Origin of the sequence: Sorangium aterium (genome assembly GCF_028368935.1) — a bacterium.
In the GTDB taxonomy this organism is placed as follows: domain Bacteria; phylum Myxococcota_A; class Polyangia; order Polyangiales; family Polyangiaceae; genus Sorangium; species Sorangium atrum.
The window spans coordinates 581,571-599,616 of sequence record NZ_JAQNDK010000001.1 but is presented as its reverse complement, the minus strand read 5'-3'; the positions used below and the strand labels follow the sequence as shown (position 1 = coordinate 599,616).

The following is an 18,046-nucleotide window of genomic DNA, read 5'->3' as shown; positions in this document are numbered from 1 at the left end:
GCGAGCGGCCTGCGGCGGAGGGCGCGCCGGCGTCGTCACACGAGCGACATGGCCGCGCCGAGGTCGATCTCGACGGGCGTGAGGCCCCAGATGTCGCGCGCGTACTCGCGCACCGTGCGGTCCGAGGAGAACTCGCCCACGCGCGCGATGTTGAGCGCGGACTTGCGCAGCCAGCTCTGCCGGTCGGCGTAGGCCGCCTCCACGTCGCGCTGACAGGCGGAGTAGGCCTTGAAGTCGGCCAGCATCATGTACTCGTCCCGGCCGAGGAGCCGGTCGAGCAGGGGCTGGAAGAGCTCGCGGTACTCCGGGGAGAAGAAGCCCGACGAGATGAGCTCGATCACCTCGCGCAGCTCCGGGTCGGCCAGGACCGCGGAGCGCCCCTCGAAGTGCTCGTTGCGGCGGGCGATGACCTCGTCGGCGGTCAGGCCGAACAGGAAGAAGTTCTCCGGGCCCACGGCGTCGCGGATCTCGATGTTCGCGCCGTCGAGCGTGCCGACGGTGAGCGCGCCGTTCAGCGCGAGCTTCATGTTGCCGGTGCCCGACGCCTCCATGCCCGCGGTCGAGATCTGCTCGGAGACGTCGGCGGCGGGGATGATGCGCTCGGCCAGCGAGACGCGGTAATTCGGCATGAACGCGACCCGGAGCCCGGTGTGGCGCCGGTCGCCGTTCACGACGTAGGCGACGGCGTGGATGAACTTGATGATGAGCTTCGCCTGCCGGTAGCCGGGCGCCGCCTTGGCGCCGAAGATGAAGGTCCGCGGCATGATCTGCTCGCCGCGCTTCTGGCGCAGGTAGAGCGCGACGATGTGGAGCGCGTTGAGCAGCTGGCGCTTGTACTCGTGGAGGCGCTTGATCTGGACGTCGAAGATCGAGGCGGGGTCGACGTTGATGTCGAGCTCCTGCGCGATGACCTTGGCGAGCGCCACCTTGTTCGCGCGCTTCACCGCGGCGATCCGCTCGATGAACTCCGGGTCCTCGAGGTGGCGCTCGAGCTCGCGCAGCCGCTCGAACTCCGTCACCCACTTCGGGCCGACCTTCTCGGTGACGAGCGCGGCGAGCGCGGGGTTACAGGCGAGCAGCCACCGCCTGAACGTGACGCCGTTCGTCTTGTTGTTGAACCGCTCGGGCCAGAGGTCGTAGAAGTCGCGGAGCAGGTCGCGCTTGACGAGCTCGGAGTGGAGCTTGGCCACGCCGTTCACCGAGTGCGAGCCGACGACCGCGAGGTGGGCCATGCGCACGTGCCGCTCGTGGCCTTCCTCGATGAGGGACATCCTCGCGACGCGGTCCTGGTCTTGCGGGTGGGCGTCCATCACCTCGCGCAAGAACCGCCGGTTGATCTCGTAGATGATCTCGAGGTGCCGCGGCAGGAGCCGCTCGAAGAGCGCGACGGGCCAGCGCTCGAGCGCCTCGGGCAGCAGGGTGTGGTTCGTGTACCCGAAGGCCCCGACCGTCTGCTTCCACGCGTCCTCCCAGGCGAGCAGGTGGTCGTCGATGAGGACGCGCATCAGCTCGGCGATCGCGATGGCGGGGTGGGTGTCGTTCAGCTGGATCGCGTTCTTCTCGGCGAAGCGCGAGAAGTCCGGGTGGACGCGGTTGTAGCGGTTCACGATGTCGGCGATGGAGCAGGCGACGAAGAAGTACTCCTGCCGGAGGCGCAGCTCCTTGCCCTTGTCGAAGTTGTCGTTCGGGTAGAGGACCTTGGAGATGACCTCCGACTGGTTCTTCTCGTGGACGGCGTGCACGTAGTCGCCCGCGTTGAAGAGCTCGAAGTCGAACTCCTCGCCCGCGCGGGCCGACCAGAGGCGGAGCGTGTTGACGGTGTTCGACTGGTAGCCCGCGATGGGCGTGTCGAACGGGACGCCGATGACCTGCTCGGAGTGGCGCCAGACCACGCGGAAGCCGCCGCGCTTGTCGGGGACGCGCTCGGTGTAGCCGCCGAACGAGACCGGGACGGCGTGCTCGGGGCGCTCGATCTCCCAGGGGTTGCCGAAGCGCAGCCACTCGTCGGCGCGCTCGACCTGGTAGCCGTCGCGGATGACCTGCTCGAAGATGCCGAACTCGTACCGGATGCCGTACCCGTAGGTGGGCAGGCCGATCGTGGCCATGGAGTCGAGGAAGCACGCCGCGAGCCGACCGAGGCCGCCATTGCCGAGCCCGGCGTCGGGCTCTTGCTCGACGAGCTCATCGAGGTCGAGGCCGAGCTCGCCGAGCACGGTCTTGTAGCTGTCGTAGATGTCGAGCGCCTGCAGGTTGGCGACGAGCGCCCGGCCGAGGAGGAACTCTGCGGAGAGGTAGTAGCCGCGCTTGACGTCCTGCTCGTAGTAGGTGTGCTGCGTCTTCGTCCACCGGTCGACGAGGCGATCGCGCGCCGACAGGGCGAGGGCCACGTACCGGTCGAACGGCGTGGCGGTCATGGACTCCCGGGCGCGCGAGTAGTGCAGGTGATCGGCGAAGGCGCGGCGCAGCGCGACGGGGTGCATGCCGGTACGGGCGTCCGGCGCCGAGTTGCCGCGGAAAAATGCGGCGGGGGTGTCGCGTTGCTGGGTGACGTTGTCTCGCTGGGCGGGGGTTTCTCTCTGACGGTTGGGGTCGGCGTCGATCGGGTTGGCCATGGCGGCGCACTTTAGACGGATCCGGCCCGCCCTGGTTGGCTGCGCGACGTGCTCGGATGAGGTTCCGTGTGGGCGGGGATTGCCGATCGTTCCTGGCTGCCGGTACGATACGAGCGGAATACAGGCCGGCGGCCTGGAGCTGCGGGCGGGAAGGCGTCCCGAAGGGGTCCTCTACCCGAAGGGGTCCTCTAGGGGACGGCTGGCGCGTAGGGGACGGCTGGCGCGGGGCAGGGCGCTGTGTGGGCCCGGGGTGGGGGCGCACGGCGCCGTGCGGGTCATGGATCGGCGGTGATCCCGGGCGGCGCGGCCGGGGCAGGCGCGGCGCTGGCCGGTTTCGTCTTCACGGTCGGCTGCGCGGCCGAGGGCGATGGGGTGCGGGCGCCGATCGGCGGCACGTGGGCGTCGAGCTGGCGCAACCCGAACACGGCGACGCCGGCTTCTCGCAGGTGGTCGTAACGCCGGTTCACGACGGTCCAGAACTGGTCGCGGACGACGGCTTCTGGGGAGCGCTCGGAGGGCTTCTGCTGGGCGCCCCGGGGCTTGAGCTGGACGAGGAGCCAGCTCGCGTGCTCGGCCATCGCGGCGAGGTAGTCTGGCGAGAACGGGTGTTTGCCGTCCAGGGTCTCCGCGAGCTCGTGGAACACCCCGACAATATCGACGCCGTCACGCGCGCTGTCGACCGGGCCCGAACCGCGGCGGATCGCGGCGACACGCTGCTTGGGCACGAGCTTGAGCTCCGCGAAGATCTCGAGTTGTCGCAGCGTGAGATCGCGCATGGGGCGGAACTTCTCGAGGCGGGTCTCGATCTCGCGCTCGCTCGCGGCGGCCACGACGCGCCCTGCGGCGGCGACGAGCCCGAGCGCGAGGCTCGGGAGCTCGAGCATGCCGTCGATCGGGCACAGCGGCAGCTTCTCCACGACGCGGCCGAGGTGGGGGCGTATCGCGCCGACGCCGCGGTCGACGTTGGCGCGGACGAGATCGACCGAGAGCCGGCATATCTCGGCGCGATCGGCCGGGACCTCCGCCTGCACCAGAGGCAGGAAGTGGCGGTAGGCCTCGTTCGCGTCCGACGTGGTGAAGATCTGGCTTGCTGACACAGACGGATTGGTGTTCTTCGATTTCGATCGGGTCTTGGTCATGGCCATTCTCGCAACCTAGGCGCCGCGCGAGCACATGTCATCTCGAATCTCGTGCCCAGGGGGAGAAGGCAGGTTTTCGACGGGGGCGAGGGGAGCACGCTGTCGAAGGTCGGCAGGAGGCCAGTGGGAGGCCAGCAGGCGGCCAGTGAGAGGCCAGTGAGAGGCCAGCAGGCGGCCAGTGGGAGGCCAGCAGGCGGCCAGTGGGAGGCCAGCAGGCGGCCAGTGGGAGGCCAGCAGGCGGCCAGTGGGAGGCCAGCAGGCGGCCAGCGGCTCGTCTCGAAGGGAGGGTGAGGTCTCGCGGGGAGACGAGAGATCGTCGCGGACGAAGGGGGGACCCTTCGCGTCGAGACCGGAGGTGGTCTCGAGGGAAGGGTTGGGTCTCGCCGGGAGACGGGAGATCGTCGTGGAGGGACACGAGCCCCTCCACCTTTCGACCGGAGGTGGTCTCGGAGGAAGGGTTGGGTCTCGCCGGGAGACGGGGAACGATCTCGGCGGAGAGTCGATTGCAGGAAGTGGATTGACTCGCCACCATGACCATGGTGTTTGCCAGCTCCCCGGCGAGCTGCTCTTCAATGGCAGCGGAGCGCAACGGATTCGGCGGGGCTGCGTCGGTGGAAGCCCCGCCCCATGGGTGGACGATATGAAGACTGAACCTCGGCGCGAGGCCGTCCGGACGGCCTCGCAGCGTCCTCGGCGGTTCTCGATGCGTGCATTGACGCTGGCGTCCTCGATGGCGTCGTCTCTACGCTGGTCTTTGGCCATTCTCGTGCTGGTCCTCGTCGCGTGCGGCACGCACGAGCGGCAGGCTGTCGACGGGCTCGGCACGGCCGTCTCCGCGGCGACGGTCACCGTGCCGCCTGTCCTGCGCGATCCGCTGGAGATGCCGCAGGCATCGATCGTCCGCGGCGACGATGTCGGCTACCTCCCTGGCGAGGGGCAGGTCACTGCGGATGGCGCCTTCACCTACACCATTCCGCTCGACGTTCCGCAGGGGCTCGGGGTGACGCCAGACCTCGCGCTCCGCTACTCGAGCCGCGGAGGCAACGGCCCTGTGGGGCGCGGGTGGAGCGTCGCCGGCAGCTCGTCGGTGATCGCGCGCTGCGATGCGACGATCGCCACGGAGGGGCGGGCCGACGGCGTGGACTACGACGCGTCCGATAGCTATTGCCTCGACGGCAAGAAGCTCGTCCCGGTGAAGTGGTCCGATCAGCGAGGCGAATACCGCACCGAGGACGACGAGATGTCGAGGATCTTCGAGCTCGGCGGGGCGAGCGCGGGCGGGCCGGGGGCCTTCGAGGTGCGCACCAAGGACGGCCGGATCCGCATTTACGAGGAGACGTACGCCACGCAGGTCGTGGCTCGCAGCGTGGCCGAGCGGTCGGCCCGCGTCGTGACGCCGCTTTGGCTGCTCTCGCGCGAGCTGGACCGCTCGGGGAACGAGATCCGGTACCTGTACGAAAAGCACATCGCCTCCGAACCGCCTTACTCGCACGAGTTCCTGATCGAGACGATCGCCTATGGGCCGGGCTCATCGCCTCGCCGGAAGATCGTGTTCGAGTACGAGGACCGCCCTGACCCGAGCATCTCGTACAAGAGCGGGGTCCGCTGGCGGTCGACGAGGCGGCTCAAGACGATCTCGATGTGGGCTCCGAATCCGGGGACGACGCGGAAGGTCTGGGAGTACACGCTCGATTACGAGGTGGGGCAGCTCGGCCGGAGCCTGCTCTCCTCCGTGCAGAAGTGCGGACGGGAGGGGACGTGCCTCTGGCCGAAGCGGCTGCACTGGGTGCACGAGGACCCTTTGCAGTTCGCCGGTGGTCCGGTGCTCCCCGTCTCCGGGGTCGTCACCTCGCTGCGCGTCTTCGACGCCAACGGGGACGGTAAGGACGACATCCTCCGCGCCATCGACGTTCCGACGCCCCCGGGGCTCCCGCGCCCTGTGATCGGGCTGCCCCATCCCTACGACCCGCCGGAGCCGCCGGACGAGCTGTACCTGAGCCTCTCCCAGCCGGGCAGCGACATTTCGTTCCGGACCGTGCGCGTCAATCCGGCGCGGTCCGCGCTGGAGAACACCAACCTCAAGCACAGCCGTCCGATCGACGCCGACGGGGACGGCAAGGTGGAGCTGCTCGCCTATGACACCAAGACGTGTGGCTACCAGCTCGTCCAATGGAGCGATACGAAGGAAGCGTTCTTCGCCACGCGCACGACGGTGTCGGCGGGTACGGAGTTCTACTGTACGGGCAAGTTCTCGTCGCCCCCGCCCGCGCTCGAGCTGGTCGATCTGGACGGTGATGCGTTGCTCGATGTCGTGATCGCGTTCGCGCCGTCCCAGCTCGAGTCGTTCTGGAGCATCCAGCTGAACGAGGGCGGCTTGTTCGGCGAGCGCATCGAGACGGGCGTGCGCGCCGCGCGCGGCAGGTGTCCGGGGGCGGTCGGCGGCGACCTCGACGGCGATGGCCGCGGCGAGCTGGTCGTCGGCGAGGTGGTCGTCGGCGAGGAGATCACGTGCCAGGGAGGGGTGGCGATCGGGCTTGATGAGGCCGGGGAGGTGACGACCACGCCAGCGTTCCCGCTCGAGCGAGAGGGGGCGCCGGTGGCGCTCGCCGACATCAACGGCGACGGGCTGAGCGACGCGCTGTGGGTCCACGCGGGCTCGGTGGAGCTCAGCGTGAACACGGGCAACGGGCTCGGGCCCGCGGTGCCGCTGTCGGATCCCGGGATGGTGGAGGTGCTGGGCCTGGAGACGAACGAGTCGGGAGGGAAGGTGGTCGAGCCGTTCGACCTGAACCACGACGGGCGCGACGATCTCCTCGTGTCGATCTCCGGCGCGTTCAACCCCTGGCCGTCCGAGCCTCGCTACATCGATCGCATCATCGCGCTCCTCTCGCGCGGCGATGGCACGTTCCTGCGCGAGGAGATCGGATGGGAGGAGCCGGAGATGGGGACGCACTACTCGCCCATCCCCGCCGGAGACGCGATGTGGAGCGGCGACTTCGACGGTGACGGCCGCGCCGACGTGCTCACACGGGACGGGTCTTCGCTCGAGGTCACGCTCGCGGCCGGGCCGGACGTGGAGCTCCTCAGCGGCGTCTCGGACGGCGATCAGCCGAGATCCCACCGCGTGCAGGTCCGGTACGGCCGGACGGATCCGGCGTCAGAGCCTCGGGCTATGTGCACGTATCCGCAACTGTGTGTACGCCGTGGGGTGCCGGTGGTGGCGTGGCTGGGCGGGCTCGAGAGGCCCGGCGGGACGCGCTACCGCTTCGAGGACCTGCGGACGGACCTGCTCGGGCGCGGAGCGCTCGGGTTCGGGCGGATGATGGAGTGGAGCAGCGCGTGGCCCGTGGAGCGGGTCACCACCTTCGACCATGCGACGCGGGTGGGCATGACCTATCCCTTCGCCGGGCGCCCGCGGTCGATCCAGGAGGTCACGCCGATTCTGCCCCACGGCCCGCTGGGCGCGCGCGACTGCGAGCCGCTGACCGACGGATCATGCACGCTCGAGGAGGGCCCCGCGCGCGCGCGGGCGCGGGTGGTCCACCAGGAGCTCGATTACCAGGTGGTGCAGCTCAACGGGGGTCGCAGCTATTTCGTTGCCACGCAGGGGATGGCGCGACGCGAGTACGAGGACCCGGAGGTGAGCATCGACTGGAACGAGGAGGCGCGCACGCACTGCGTGGACGTGGACGACCCCGGCGGCGCGGCGCCGATCCGGCAGAGCGCGACGTATGAGGTCGACGACTATGGCAACCTGCGGAAGGAGACCGTTCAGACCGAGGGAGGCGTGCGCCGCGAGGTGACGAGGACGTTCGACGTGCGGCCTGGTGTGTGGCTCGTCGGGCTGATCGACACGCAGGCGGAGCGCGCGTACGAGGTCGGCTCGACCCTGCCGGGGAAGCTGCACATCGACTACCACCATGACGAGCGCGGGCTGCTCGACGAGGTGAAGATCGAGCCGGACAGCACGGACGCCGATGTCCGGGAGACGACCTCGCTCGTCTACGACGAGGCTGGGCGGCTGACGCAGGAGAGGCGCGAGGCGCCCGGGGAAGCGCCGCGGATCTGGAACTATGAGCACGACGATATGTCGGGCGAAGGGATCTTCGTCAGCCAGACGTGGAACGGGCTCGGTGTGTCGCACTGGACGTACACGCACCCGGCGTACGGGGTGCTGATCGGCGAAATCGACGTGAACGGCGCGTGGTCGACGCGGGTGCATGACGATCTCGGGCGGCTGAGGAGGACGATCTCCGGCACCGGCGCGGTGAGCGAGACGGCGATGGCGGCGTGGGTGGACGCCGGCAAGACGGCGGGGCTGACCGTGGAGACGACGCTGTCGCGCGGAGGCCGCGCGGTGGCGACGGTGGACGAGCGGGGCCTTGTGGTGGAAGAGGCGGAGCGGTCGTTCGACGGGCGGATGAAGGTGCGCGCGCGATCGTACGACGTGTTCGGGCGGCTGCTGTCGGTGAGTCGGCCCGGGTTCGGCGCGGCCGCCGAGGAGAAGGCCGAGCGGACGTACGACAGCCTGGGCCGTGTGCTCTCGGAGACTGGGCCGGACGGCGCGCGCCAGCGGTACGAGCACGAGCTGCTGCAGACGATCACGATCGACCCGGAAGGGCGGCGCAGCCGGAGGGTCGTGGATCCCGAGGGGCGGCCGCGCGAGACGGCGGTGGAGGTGGACGGCGCGTGGCAGTCGACGATGTTCGCCTACGGGCTGAACAGCAAGCTGTGGAAAGTGACCGACCCGAAGGGGAACGTGACGGAGATGCAGCACGACATCCGCGGGCGGCGCACGACCGTGCGCGACCCGGACGCCGGGACGCGGCGGACGCGGTACAACGGTCATGGGGAGATCCGGGAGGAGGTGAACGCGCTAGGGGAGTGGACGGTGGTGGTGCGGGACGCGATGGGGCGGAGGCGCCAGGTGAAGCGCGTCGACGAGGTGACGACGTTCACGTGGGACACGGCGCCGCACGGGGTGGGTCAGCTCGCCGGCGTGGTGAGCCCGGATGGGACCGCGGTCTCCTATACGTATGGCGCGATGGGGCGGGTCTCGGAGGTGCGGACGAGCGTCGAGGGCGAGGAGTTCGCGGTCGGGGTCACGTACACGCCTGACGGGCTGCGCGATGAGCTCCTGTACCCGAAGGTGCCGGGGCGGGATCGCTTTCGCGTGAAGCACGTGTACGAGGACGGGTCGCTGTCGGAGCTGCGCGCGAGCCAGGATGACGGGACGACTCGGCTCCTGTGGAAGGTGCACAAGAGGAACGCGGATGGGGCGCTGCTGGCGGCGACCTTCGGCAACGAGGTGTTCGTGCAGCGGACGTACGATCCGGTGACGGGGCGGCTGGAGACGGCGCAGGCGACCAAGAGCGAGCCGCTGCAGGCGCTGACGTACGGGTACTACGAAGACGGCCGGGTGCGCGAGCGGCGCGACAGCGTCGCGTTGCGGATCGAGACGTTCCAGTACGACGACGCGGGCCGGCTGGAGAGGTGGGACCTCGCCGCGCCGGATGGTGCGCAGGGAACGGAGTACAATTACGACGAGCTTGGCAACCTGCGCACGGTCGCGGTCGACGGGGTGCTGGCGGAGGAGAGCCGCCACGATCCGGCGGGACGGCCCCATGTGGCCGTGGCGCACGGTGGGGTGGCGTTCAAACACGACGCGGCCGGGCGGCTGGAGTGGTCGAGCGAGGGGCTGAACATCGGGTACACCGCGTTCGATCTGCCGAGGTGGGTAGAGAAGAAGGGCGAGCGCTGGGAGTTCCTGTACGACGCGTTCGGGGCGCGGGTGAAGAAGACGCACGGCGAGGAGGAGACGGTCTACATCGGCGGTGTGTACGAGCGGCGCACGGACGCGGGCGGGACGCGGCACGTGTTCCGCGTGGCGTCGCCCGAGGGCGAGGTGGCGCAGGTGGTCTTCGCGGCCCCCAAGGACGAGCGGACGCTGTATGTGCACAGTGACCCGCTGGGGAGCGTGGGGGTCGTGACGGACGCGGCGGGCAAGGAGGTGGAGCGGCTGCACTACGAGCCGTTCGGGCGGCGGATCGAGGCCGACGGCAGGGCGCCGGGCGTGGCGAAGGGCGAGGTGAAGCACGGGTTCACAGGGCACCGGCACGACGACGAGCTCGGGCTCATCGACATGCGCGGGAGGCTGTATGATCCGAACCAGCGCCGCTTCTTGACGCCGGACCCGCTCGTGACCGACCCGCTGTGGGGGCAGAGCTACAACCGGTACAGCTATGTGATGAACGATCCGGTGAACCTCGTGGATCCGACGGGGTTGTACTGGAAGAAGGTCACGTATACCGACGGCAGTACGGGGTGGGCGGAGTTCGACGACACCACCGGAGCGCTGATCGGGATAGAGGCGGAGACCATCGAGGTCGTTGCGCCATCTGGGGATGGGCAGTCTCCGCCTCCCGGTGGGTCGCGTGAGCGAGGGGGCCCGGAGATCAGGAGAGATTTGGCGCAGTTCTTCGCGGCCGGAAACGAGTACTTCGAGCAGGGCGGCGGCTCTTCGGTCGGCGACGACTATTCGGGCGCCGGGGACACGCTGGCCGCGACGCTGGAGCGCGGGGTCAGGCTGTCGGATCTGACCGGAGAGAAGCCGATGCCGAACCTGGTGAGCGGGTCGGTGATGGGGGATCCGGACATCGTGCCGAGGTTCACCTGGTCGGCGGCCGTCGCGCGGGACTTCCACAACTCCCTCGAACTCGGGGGGCTGGCATGGCACGCGGGCAATGACGGCGAGGCGTTCATGCTGGACCTCCGGGCAGCGATGGATGTCGTGGCGCTGTGCGGGACGGTTGCCGTCGAGAGCGGCATCGGAGTGGCGATGGTCCTCGGCGCCGTGCTGCCGAAGCTGGGGGGAGGGGCGTCGGGGGCAGATGCCGCAAAGGGTGTGACTCGCGACCTTCACGGAGAAGCGGTTGCTGCGCGGGATGCGCTCGCGGCAGAGCTGGCCCAAACACGGCATCCGCCTGCAACCGTGGTCGGCGCATACTCTCCATCGGTTGGGCGGGCGATAGCGGGAGCGAGTCGGGGTGGCGGACTTGGCTGCGCAGAGGGCGTCTGCTCAGAAGCTCTCGGGCATCCGCCTGACATCCGTTTCACGCCGGCCGTGAGGCCCCGCACGGGGCAACCAATCGATGTATGTTCAACCTGCGAATCGACGTACGGCCGCGGTGCGTTTCCGGATCCGGCCACGGGCTTTCAAACCGACCGAGGAGGGCAGTGATGTCTATGACAGGAGCAAAATCCGCCGACGAGATTCTCGGACTGGAGTTCGACTGGCTAGCCAGTGACGCTGATGGATACGTTGCCCTGTTCAGTACCGCGGGCGGTGGCTACGCCCCGGATGAGTTCCTACGAGACACCGATGCACACGACGCGGCGATCGACGCTGTCCTTGCATCACCCGCTTCGACTGTGGCGCGGTTCGCGCCAGAGCTACCCCCGGGATTGAAGAATATGTGGCGGATGGTGGCGGAGCGCGGGCTCTTCGCCTTTGACTCAGACCCCCATGGCGGGCCCTACCGCGTGGTCGCAGCGCCAGTCGATCCCATTCGGATTGTCGATCTGCCGAGGGGCGTGATTGATATTGCTGGGCGTCTCAAGCTTCGCCAGGTGCGATTCGTAGGCCAGCCGGTCATCACGATGGAACTCCTTCAGGAGAGGGGGTAGCACAAAAGCTATCGTGTCGATCTCGTTCACTGCGAGCACGCCTGCGTACTCGTTCATTGCGAGCACGCAGGCGTGCCCCCGCCCCACCGCACGTGGAACGCACCGAGCTGCGAATCGGCGCAAAATCTGCGGTCAGTGTCGATGATGCCCCTGGGGCGCGACGCTCCACGTCGCATTTCGTGAGAATCGGCCGGCGCTCACGGGAATGCGTGCCTACGCTCCGGTGAGCGCCGCCGGCGCTTACTTCACCGGCCCATGACGCCTTTACGCGAGCGGAGCGACGGTGTATCTCCCGCCACCGCTCGCGCACCCATGGCGACGGGCAATTGAGGACAGCTCATGTCGACTTCGTTCCTCATGCGCTCCCTCCGCGCCGCCGCGCTCGTGACCTGGGCCGCCAGCGGGCTCGGGTGTGCTCCCCAAGCCGCCGCTCACCTGCGCGTCCCAGGGTGGTGCCCCGTGGGTGGAGCTCTCCTCGGAGCACTTCGTGATGTGGACTGATCTCGACCGCTCCGAAGCGCGCAACGCGCTCGCCGAGTTCGAGACCTCGTACAACGCGCTCGGAGACACAAGCGGCGATCAACTACCTGAGCTCGTGGGCGCTCGTTCACATGCTGAACAACGGTCCCGAGCCCTACGTGCGGCGCTTCGCCGGATTTCTCGAGGCAGCCTCGCGAGGCGTGCCCGTGCGGCAGGCCTTCCAGCAAGCCATCGCCGACATCCCGTCCGAGCAGCTCGATCAGCAGTTCCGGAGCTACCTCGTGGGCCCGCGGCTGATCAAGAAGGTGGGCCCCTATGCGCCCCCGCCGCCTCCGCCGCCGCAGACCGAGCGCGCGATGAACGACGCCGAGGTCCACGTGCTCTGGGCGCGTCTCAAGTCGTGGGATGGTGACGAGAGGGCCTGGGCGGCGGCGCACCTCGAGGAGGCGCTCGCTCATGAACCGAACAGCCCCGAGGCCCGCCTCTGGCGCGGGCGCCTCTGGATCGCCGAGGGCCGCCTCAGGGAGGCGGAGCAGGAGCTCACGGTGGCGCTCGCGGCGAGGCCGATGGATCCTCGGTATCTCCTGGCGATGGGGAGGTTGCTCTACACGCTGGCGAGCCATCGCGTCATCACGACCCTCGACGCCATGGGACGCGCCGCCCCGCTCGTCGACCGTCTGAGCCGCGCCGCATCCACCGCGACGCAGCTCAATTTCGTGGCCCGATACCGCATCGAGCACCGCGAGCTCGACGAGGCACAGACGTTCATAAGGCGCGCCCTGAAAACCGACCCGGGCTGCGCGTCCTGCTACGACACCTACGGCATGCTGCTCCTCATGCAGGGTCGAGTCACGGAGGCCATCAGCGCGGCGGGGCACGCGCTCGATCTCGTGCCGGAAGGGAGTGAAAGTCCGGTCATCGAGGCGCGTCTCCGCTGCTTCCTCGCGCACGAGCAGGCGGCGCGGGACGGCGCGCCGACGCGCGCGGAGAAGTGCTTCGACCCGCTCCGACGGTGACGCCGGGCGCGCTCGCGTCGCCTCAGCGCTGGCAACCGCCGAGCAGCGGCGCCCCGAGCAGATCGAGCTGCTCGACCGCCCGCTGCGGCCGGCGCGCGCGCCCGCCCGCGCCCACACCCGGGGCGGCGCTCCGGGAGCTCGCCCGCCAGCCACGGCTCCGGAGGCAACACGACGTACGCGCCCGGCAAGCGCCCGCTCTCGGCCCACGCGTCATGAAAACGGAAGTCGAACGTGGGAATGTTGAGCTCCAGGTCGACGAGGATCCTCCGCCCGTCCTCCTGGAGGCACACGAACTCCCGCTCCTGGTCGCTCGATGAGCGCTCCGTCGTCCTGCACGAGAACGCAAGGCCCGACAGGCCGACGCGCCGAGGAAAACCGCGGCGCGTCGACTTTGCGTACGTGCCTCGGGGGACCGCCTGCCGTGATCGGTCACCCATAGACCAGCGCGGCCAGGACTCCTGCAGGGAACGTGATGAGCGCGCCCACGGTCATGAAGCCGAGATCGGCCCCCTCGTTGATAGGCCGGACGAGGCGCGTGGCCTCCCCGGTCAGATACCAGACGACGTAGAGGCCGGCAGCGATCGCCAGGTTGAGCGGCCCGCGCCCCGGGTAGGAGCGCGCCGCGTGCACGAGGACGATCGCGAGGACAATCGACTGCGCGGGGAACGTGAGCAGGCAGATCGTGACGTGCGCCAGCACCGATCGCGTGAGCTCCGAGCCGAGGAGGACGCGCACGAGCTCGCACACGATCACGAACGCCGCGAGCAGGCCGGTCGCGGGGAGGAGCCGGTCAGGCGGAAGGCTCAAGAGAGCCCAGAGCACCTCGAACGGCTCCGTCGTCAATCCGGGGATGAGATGCATGGCGTTCGCTCCTCTCTCCGTCAGCCGGAGACTTCTCCTGTCAGGGTGGCCGGCTCACCGGGGCACGGGCGCTCGCCGAGCGCCTCACCGAAGCGCACGAGCCTGGCGAGTTTGTCTTCGGAGAGGCGCTGTCTCTGGAGGAACCAGCCGCAGAGCCACCGCGGGTAACACTCCCTGGCGGTCCCGAGGAAGATGAACAGCGAGAACAAGCGCGCGGGTTCCCAGCCGGGGTTCGAGTAGGCGCGCGCGCCGACGACGTGGGCATCGCACCGGTTGAGCCAGCGGATCGTCATCGCCTGGGTTCGGCGCCACAGACCGCGGCAGACATGGACGGTCGCCACGTCCCTGCCCCGGAAGATCGCGCGGTTCGCCGGTTCTTCGAACACCGCCTCCATCGGCGCCGCCATGCCGATGAACCAGGTCTGGCACTCGACGACGATCAGATCATAGGCGTGGTCGGCGGGGATGCCGAGCGGCTTGATGGCGGCCGGGCGGCGGAAGACGGCGCGGAACGTGATGCGCCAGAACCGCCGCCACGACAGCGGGAATCGGAAGAGCGGCTCCTCGGCCTCGACGACCTTCTCGTCGACGGCGTACCCCTTGCGGAGGAGCCCCTCCTTGACGTGCTGCATCGCGACCTGGCCGTTGCCGGTGAGCGAGTAGTAGAGCAGCAGCGCGCTGCGCCCTCGCGCGCGCTCCGCGCCGGGCAGGATCGCGCCCGCGTTCAGCACGTTCAGGTCGGGGGAGACGAGATAGATGAGAAAGAAGAAGAAGATCAACGCGAAGACGCCGTCCCAGATCCCGAAGAACCGATAGAGCCAGTGGAGCTCTCCGATGGTATAGAAGTAGAAGGTGAAGAGAGAATAGATGCTTTTCGCCACGATCCCCGTGACGAGCAGATCGGTGCTCACCTGGGTGGCACGGAAGATGAGGAAGGCCAGCACGCCGATGGTGAACGAGAACCCCGAGACAAACGCGAAGCTCGGGACGTCGATCGGCGGCGGGACGCCCAGCAAGGCGAAGATCGGCCGGTGGAACAGCAGGAGGAGCACGTTTCCTCCAGCGTTGGCGATCGCCGTGATCAGGCTGAGCACGCGGAAAACCCGGAGCAGCTCAGGCGGCGCTCCAACCGTATAGCCCTGCATTTCGAGACGCTCCTTCCCTGACGGAAGCGACCGCGGCGATCCCCCCGATTTTACTGCTCGATGGCCCCTGAGGATCGCCCCCGCGCGATCCGGAGGAGAGAGAGGAGGAAAAACGCGACGAAGCCGAAAAGCGCACGCGCCTTGTCGCTCAGGGCCGCGGCCCCCGAGACGCGGAACGACAGAAGGAGAAGCACCACGTCAATCGGCCGGAGCCGCGCCACCCCCTCGCCAACCGCGCTCCCGTGCTCGTCATCCCCCTCCTGGATCCGGAAGGGGAGCACGACGCTCTCCCTCCACAGCCGCCATAAGGCGAAGGCGCTGCGCGGCCGGAACACCCGCGCGCCGCGCAGCGTGAACCGCCGGCCGTCGGCGCCGTCGAAGGGAAGCACGTAGCGTATCTCTCGCTCCGGGCCGGTCCCTGTGGCGACGAAAAGATTCCAGACGCCCTCCCTGATCGGAGTCTCTCCCGCGGTCAGCCCTCCCGCCGACAGCGTCCCCGTCACGAGCCCTGGGTGCGCCGAATCGGAGATGAACCTCGCCAGATAGGAGATCGTGATGCGCAGGTGAAGGCGCACCTGGCGAGGCGCCGCTCGCCGGTCGGCGGCCGCTCCTGGGGTGCTCTCCCAGGAGCCGGAGAGGCGCTCCCGGAACGTCAGACCAAGCCCCGGATGCCGCGGCGGCGCCGTCCCTGCGGCCGGTATCGCGATGGCCGTCAGCGGATCCGCATAGGGCGCGGCGTGCGCCCGCTCCGGCGGTGTCCAGCCCGGCTCGCCCGTGATCCGGCGGATGATCCGCTCGATGTTCCGCTCGGTCACCGCGGCGATGGTGTGCGACGGGTTCACGCCGGTCGCCGCTGGCAGGATCGCGCCGTCGAGGACGAAGAGGTTTGGATAGTTGAACACCTCGCCGAGGCCGCTCGTGACGCCGTGCTCCTCGCTGTCGCTCATCCGGCAGCCGCCGAGGCTGTGGACGGTGATGGGCAGGTGCGCGAACCGCCAGAAAGGCGAGACCGCGTAAGCGCCGCCGAGCTGCGCCACGATGTCCTGGGCGAGCCGCTCTTCCACGCTGTAGAGCAGGAGGTTCGACGGGACGTCCCACCGGACCGACAGCTTTCCGCCCCGCACGAGCTCCAGCCGCCCGTTGGCCAGGTCCCTCCCCATGCCCAGGAACATCGCGGTGTTCCGCATCTCCTCCGGCGTGACCGGGGGCGGCTCCCGCTCCGACGCCGCCCGCATGATCTCGTCGAGCGCGGCGCCGGTCGGCGGCTCTGCCGGGGTCGCCCAGGGCCTGTCCAACGCCGCCGCCGGCCAAGAGCGCCAGTCGATGTGCGGCCTCGAGAGCTTGATGATCGGCCAGAGCTGCCTCGGGAAGCCGCCGTCTTCGATTAAGAACCACGCCTGGTCGCGCCCGGGGCCGCCCGCGTAGACGACGCCGGCGGTGATGGGCGGCCCGCTCGCCGGCTCGAACGGAGCGGCGACATCGAAGCCGAGGGCGAGCAGATCCCCGTTGCCCGAGTACCCCGCGCCGAGCTGCGCGCTGAGCCGAGGCAGCGCGCCCGCCTCCTTGCAACGCAGGAGCAGCTCGGTCGAGCCGAGCGAGCCCGCGCAGACGAAGACGTGCTCGGCCTCCTCGAACAGCTCCTGTCCGCCGCGCCCGTGATCGCGGTACGCGACGCGGTACCGTGGTCCCTCCGCGCCGGAGAGCGGCTCTATCAGCGTGACCTCGCACTCCGTGCGCATCGTCGCGCCAGCGCGCTCCGCAAGCGGGAGATAGTTCATGTCCAGGGTGTTCTTCGACCGATGGACGCAGCCGATGGTGCAGTCGCCGCACTCGACGCACCCGCCCTGCAACACCCCGAACTTGTTCGGGTGGAGCCCCGGCTTATTGGAGAAATTGATCGCCAGCGGCGGATAGAAGAGCTGCTCCTTGCGGCGCAGCTTGGTGAGCGCCTCGGACATCTGCCGCGTCTTCGGCGGCAGTCCGCCCGGCGAGCGGGTGATCGGCTGGATGTCCAGCATGTAGGCGACCAGGTCGTAGTATGCATCGAGCGCCGCGCGGCTGTAGCCCTCGGGCCACCCGCGCGCGAAGACCTCCGACGGCGCGCGCAGGTGCACGTTGGCGTAGATCAGGGAGCCGCCGCCGTAGCCCGCCGACTGCACGACGCGCATCTGATCGATAGGCCGGACGTCATACAGCCCTCTCGTCTTTTCCCAGAGCCACTGATCGAGTCGACCTCTCGGAAACTCGGGGACCTTCTGGTCGTACCGGCGGCCGCGCTCGAACACGGTCACCGCAAATCCGGCCTGCGCGAGGCGACAGGCGGAGACCGCTCCACCAAAACCCGTCCCGATCACGATCGCTCGATGCTGTCCCATGGCTCCCCCCTGCTTCGATGCTGTCCCATGGCGCCCCTTGGCAGAGGCGTCTTCGGCCCGTCATGGATCTTCACGTTCGCCTCCGCTCGCGGCCTGCGCCCGTGAGACGGGGATGCACCTGGCTCACGGAGCGGAGGAACGCGGCGAAAAGCCCGACAGAGAGCCGATTCCCGGCGACCGGGATCAGAAACAGCCTCGGCACCTGCCCGGGGGTAGGCCGGGAAATTTCAGAGGAGTATCGCCGCGAAGGGACCTTCGACCCAACACATCGAACAGCGAGCCGGAGAGGTCAAGGGACCCTCCTTGCGATCCCTTCATTGTCATCGATCTCCGCGGTATTTGCACCCTGCGTCATGACGCGGAAACCGAGAGCGGGCGCCTGCCGGGAGCGTATGTCACGTCGCCTCCGGATCCGTGGTTGAAGTGCGCCGTCAGCGCGCATGCGAACGCCTGCATCGTCGCCGCCTTCTATCGAGACGTGCTCAAGCGGAACGGCGTCGACAACCGCGGCCACAGGTTCACCTCGAGCGTCCAGTGCCTGTACGGGCCGGAAGGGATGCAGACTCGGGAATGGCGGAACGCGGTCTGGGACGGCGAGCAGATGAACTACGGCCAGCCCGATCACATGAACGATTACCGGCGCTTCCCGTGTCGCGAGCTGGTAGAGCGCCGGTCGCGAGCTGGTAGAGCGCTCCGACAGGGAGGCGGACGCGCTCGCGTCGCCTCAGCGCG

At 69.0% G+C, this 18,046-nt stretch carries 8 protein-coding genes and 1 pseudogene; 4 read left to right on the top strand and 5 right to left on the bottom strand.

The annotated features are described in order from the left end of the window. Positions 1-35 precede the first annotated feature (35 nt). Together POL72_RS02000 and POL72_RS01995 are read right to left on the bottom strand one after the other, a co-directional pair. On the bottom strand, positions 36-2,612 hold the full coding sequence (locus tag POL72_RS02000; protein WP_272093284.1) for a glycogen/starch/alpha-glucan phosphorylase: 2,577 nt from the start codon (positions 2,610-2,612) through the stop codon (positions 36-38). Positions 2,613-2,887: 275 nt separating this feature from the next. Then, the gene (locus tag POL72_RS01995; protein ID WP_272093283.1) at positions 2,888-3,751 is read right to left on the bottom strand and encodes a hypothetical protein; all 864 of its coding nucleotides are present in this window, start codon (positions 3,749-3,751) and stop codon (positions 2,888-2,890) included. Between the two features lie 754 nt (positions 3,752-4,505). Here POL72_RS01995 and POL72_RS01990 point away from each other — a divergent pair. The 3 genes from POL72_RS01990 (at position 4,506) to POL72_RS01980 (ending at position 12,933) form a co-directional block, all read left to right on the top strand. Further along, positions 4,506-10,991 (top strand): FG-GAP-like repeat-containing protein, encoded by a 6,486-nt coding sequence (locus POL72_RS01990; protein ID WP_272093282.1) that lies wholly within the window; start codon positions 4,506-4,508, stop codon positions 10,989-10,991. After that, positions 10,991-11,437, top strand: a complete 447-nt coding sequence (locus POL72_RS01985; protein WP_272093281.1) for a hypothetical protein — start codon at positions 10,991-10,993, stop codon at positions 11,435-11,437. The genes POL72_RS01990 and POL72_RS01985 overlap by 1 nt, the downstream gene beginning before the upstream one ends. Before the next feature lie 611 nt (positions 11,438-12,048). Beyond that, the gene (locus tag POL72_RS01980) at positions 12,049-12,933 is read left to right on the top strand and encodes a tetratricopeptide repeat protein (RefSeq protein WP_272093279.1); all 885 of its coding nucleotides are present in this window, start codon (positions 12,049-12,051) and stop codon (positions 12,931-12,933) included. A gap of 429 nt (positions 12,934-13,362) precedes the next feature. Here the strand turns inward: POL72_RS01980 and POL72_RS01975 are convergent, their stop codons facing one another. From POL72_RS01975 to POL72_RS01965, 3 genes are read right to left on the bottom strand one after another with little or no spacing between them, the layout of a single operon-like run. Further along, on the bottom strand, positions 13,363-13,794 hold the full coding sequence (locus POL72_RS01975; protein WP_272093278.1) for a hypothetical protein: 432 nt from the start codon (positions 13,792-13,794) through the stop codon (positions 13,363-13,365). A gap of 20 nt (positions 13,795-13,814) precedes the next feature. Continuing rightward, on the bottom strand, positions 13,815-14,939 hold the full coding sequence (locus POL72_RS01970; protein WP_272093276.1) for a hypothetical protein: 1,125 nt from the start codon (positions 14,937-14,939) through the stop codon (positions 13,815-13,817). Positions 14,940-14,989: 50 nt separating this feature from the next. After that, a complete protein-coding gene (locus tag POL72_RS01965) occupies positions 14,990-17,314 on the bottom strand; it encodes an FAD-dependent oxidoreductase (protein WP_272093274.1) in 2,325 nt (774 codons plus the stop codon). Here POL72_RS01965 and POL72_RS51535 point away from each other — a divergent pair. Next, positions 17,313-17,927: pseudogene (locus POL72_RS51535) on the top strand (hypothetical protein); the annotation flags it as partial. The gene POL72_RS01965 and the pseudogene POL72_RS51535 overlap by 2 nt on opposite strands. Positions 17,928-18,046 lie beyond the last annotated feature (119 nt).

What these genes read in the sequence shown, in the direction of transcription:
- POL72_RS01995 (WP_272093283.1), bottom strand. Translation starts at nt 3,751, where the DNA reads ATGACCAAGACCCGATCGAAATCGAAGAACACCAATCCGTCTGTGTCA.
- POL72_RS01970 (WP_272093276.1), bottom strand. Translation starts at nt 14,939, where the DNA reads ATGCAGGGCTATACGGTTGGAGCGCCGCCTGAGCTGCTCCGGGTTTTC.
- POL72_RS01980 (WP_272093279.1), top strand. Translation starts at nt 12,049, where the DNA reads ATGCTGAACAACGGTCCCGAGCCCTACGTGCGGCGCTTCGCCGGATTT.
- POL72_RS01985 (WP_272093281.1), top strand. Translation starts at nt 10,991, where the DNA reads ATGTCTATGACAGGAGCAAAATCCGCCGACGAGATTCTCGGACTGGAG.
- POL72_RS01975 (WP_272093278.1), bottom strand. Translation starts at nt 13,794, where the DNA reads ATGCATCTCATCCCCGGATTGACGACGGAGCCGTTCGAGGTGCTCTGG.
- POL72_RS02000 (WP_272093284.1), bottom strand. Translation starts at nt 2,612, where the DNA reads ATGGCCAACCCGATCGACGCCGACCCCAACCGTCAGAGAGAAACCCCC.
- POL72_RS01965 (WP_272093274.1), bottom strand. Translation starts at nt 17,314, where the DNA reads ATGGGACAGCATCGAGCGATCGTGATCGGGACGGGTTTTGGTGGAGCG.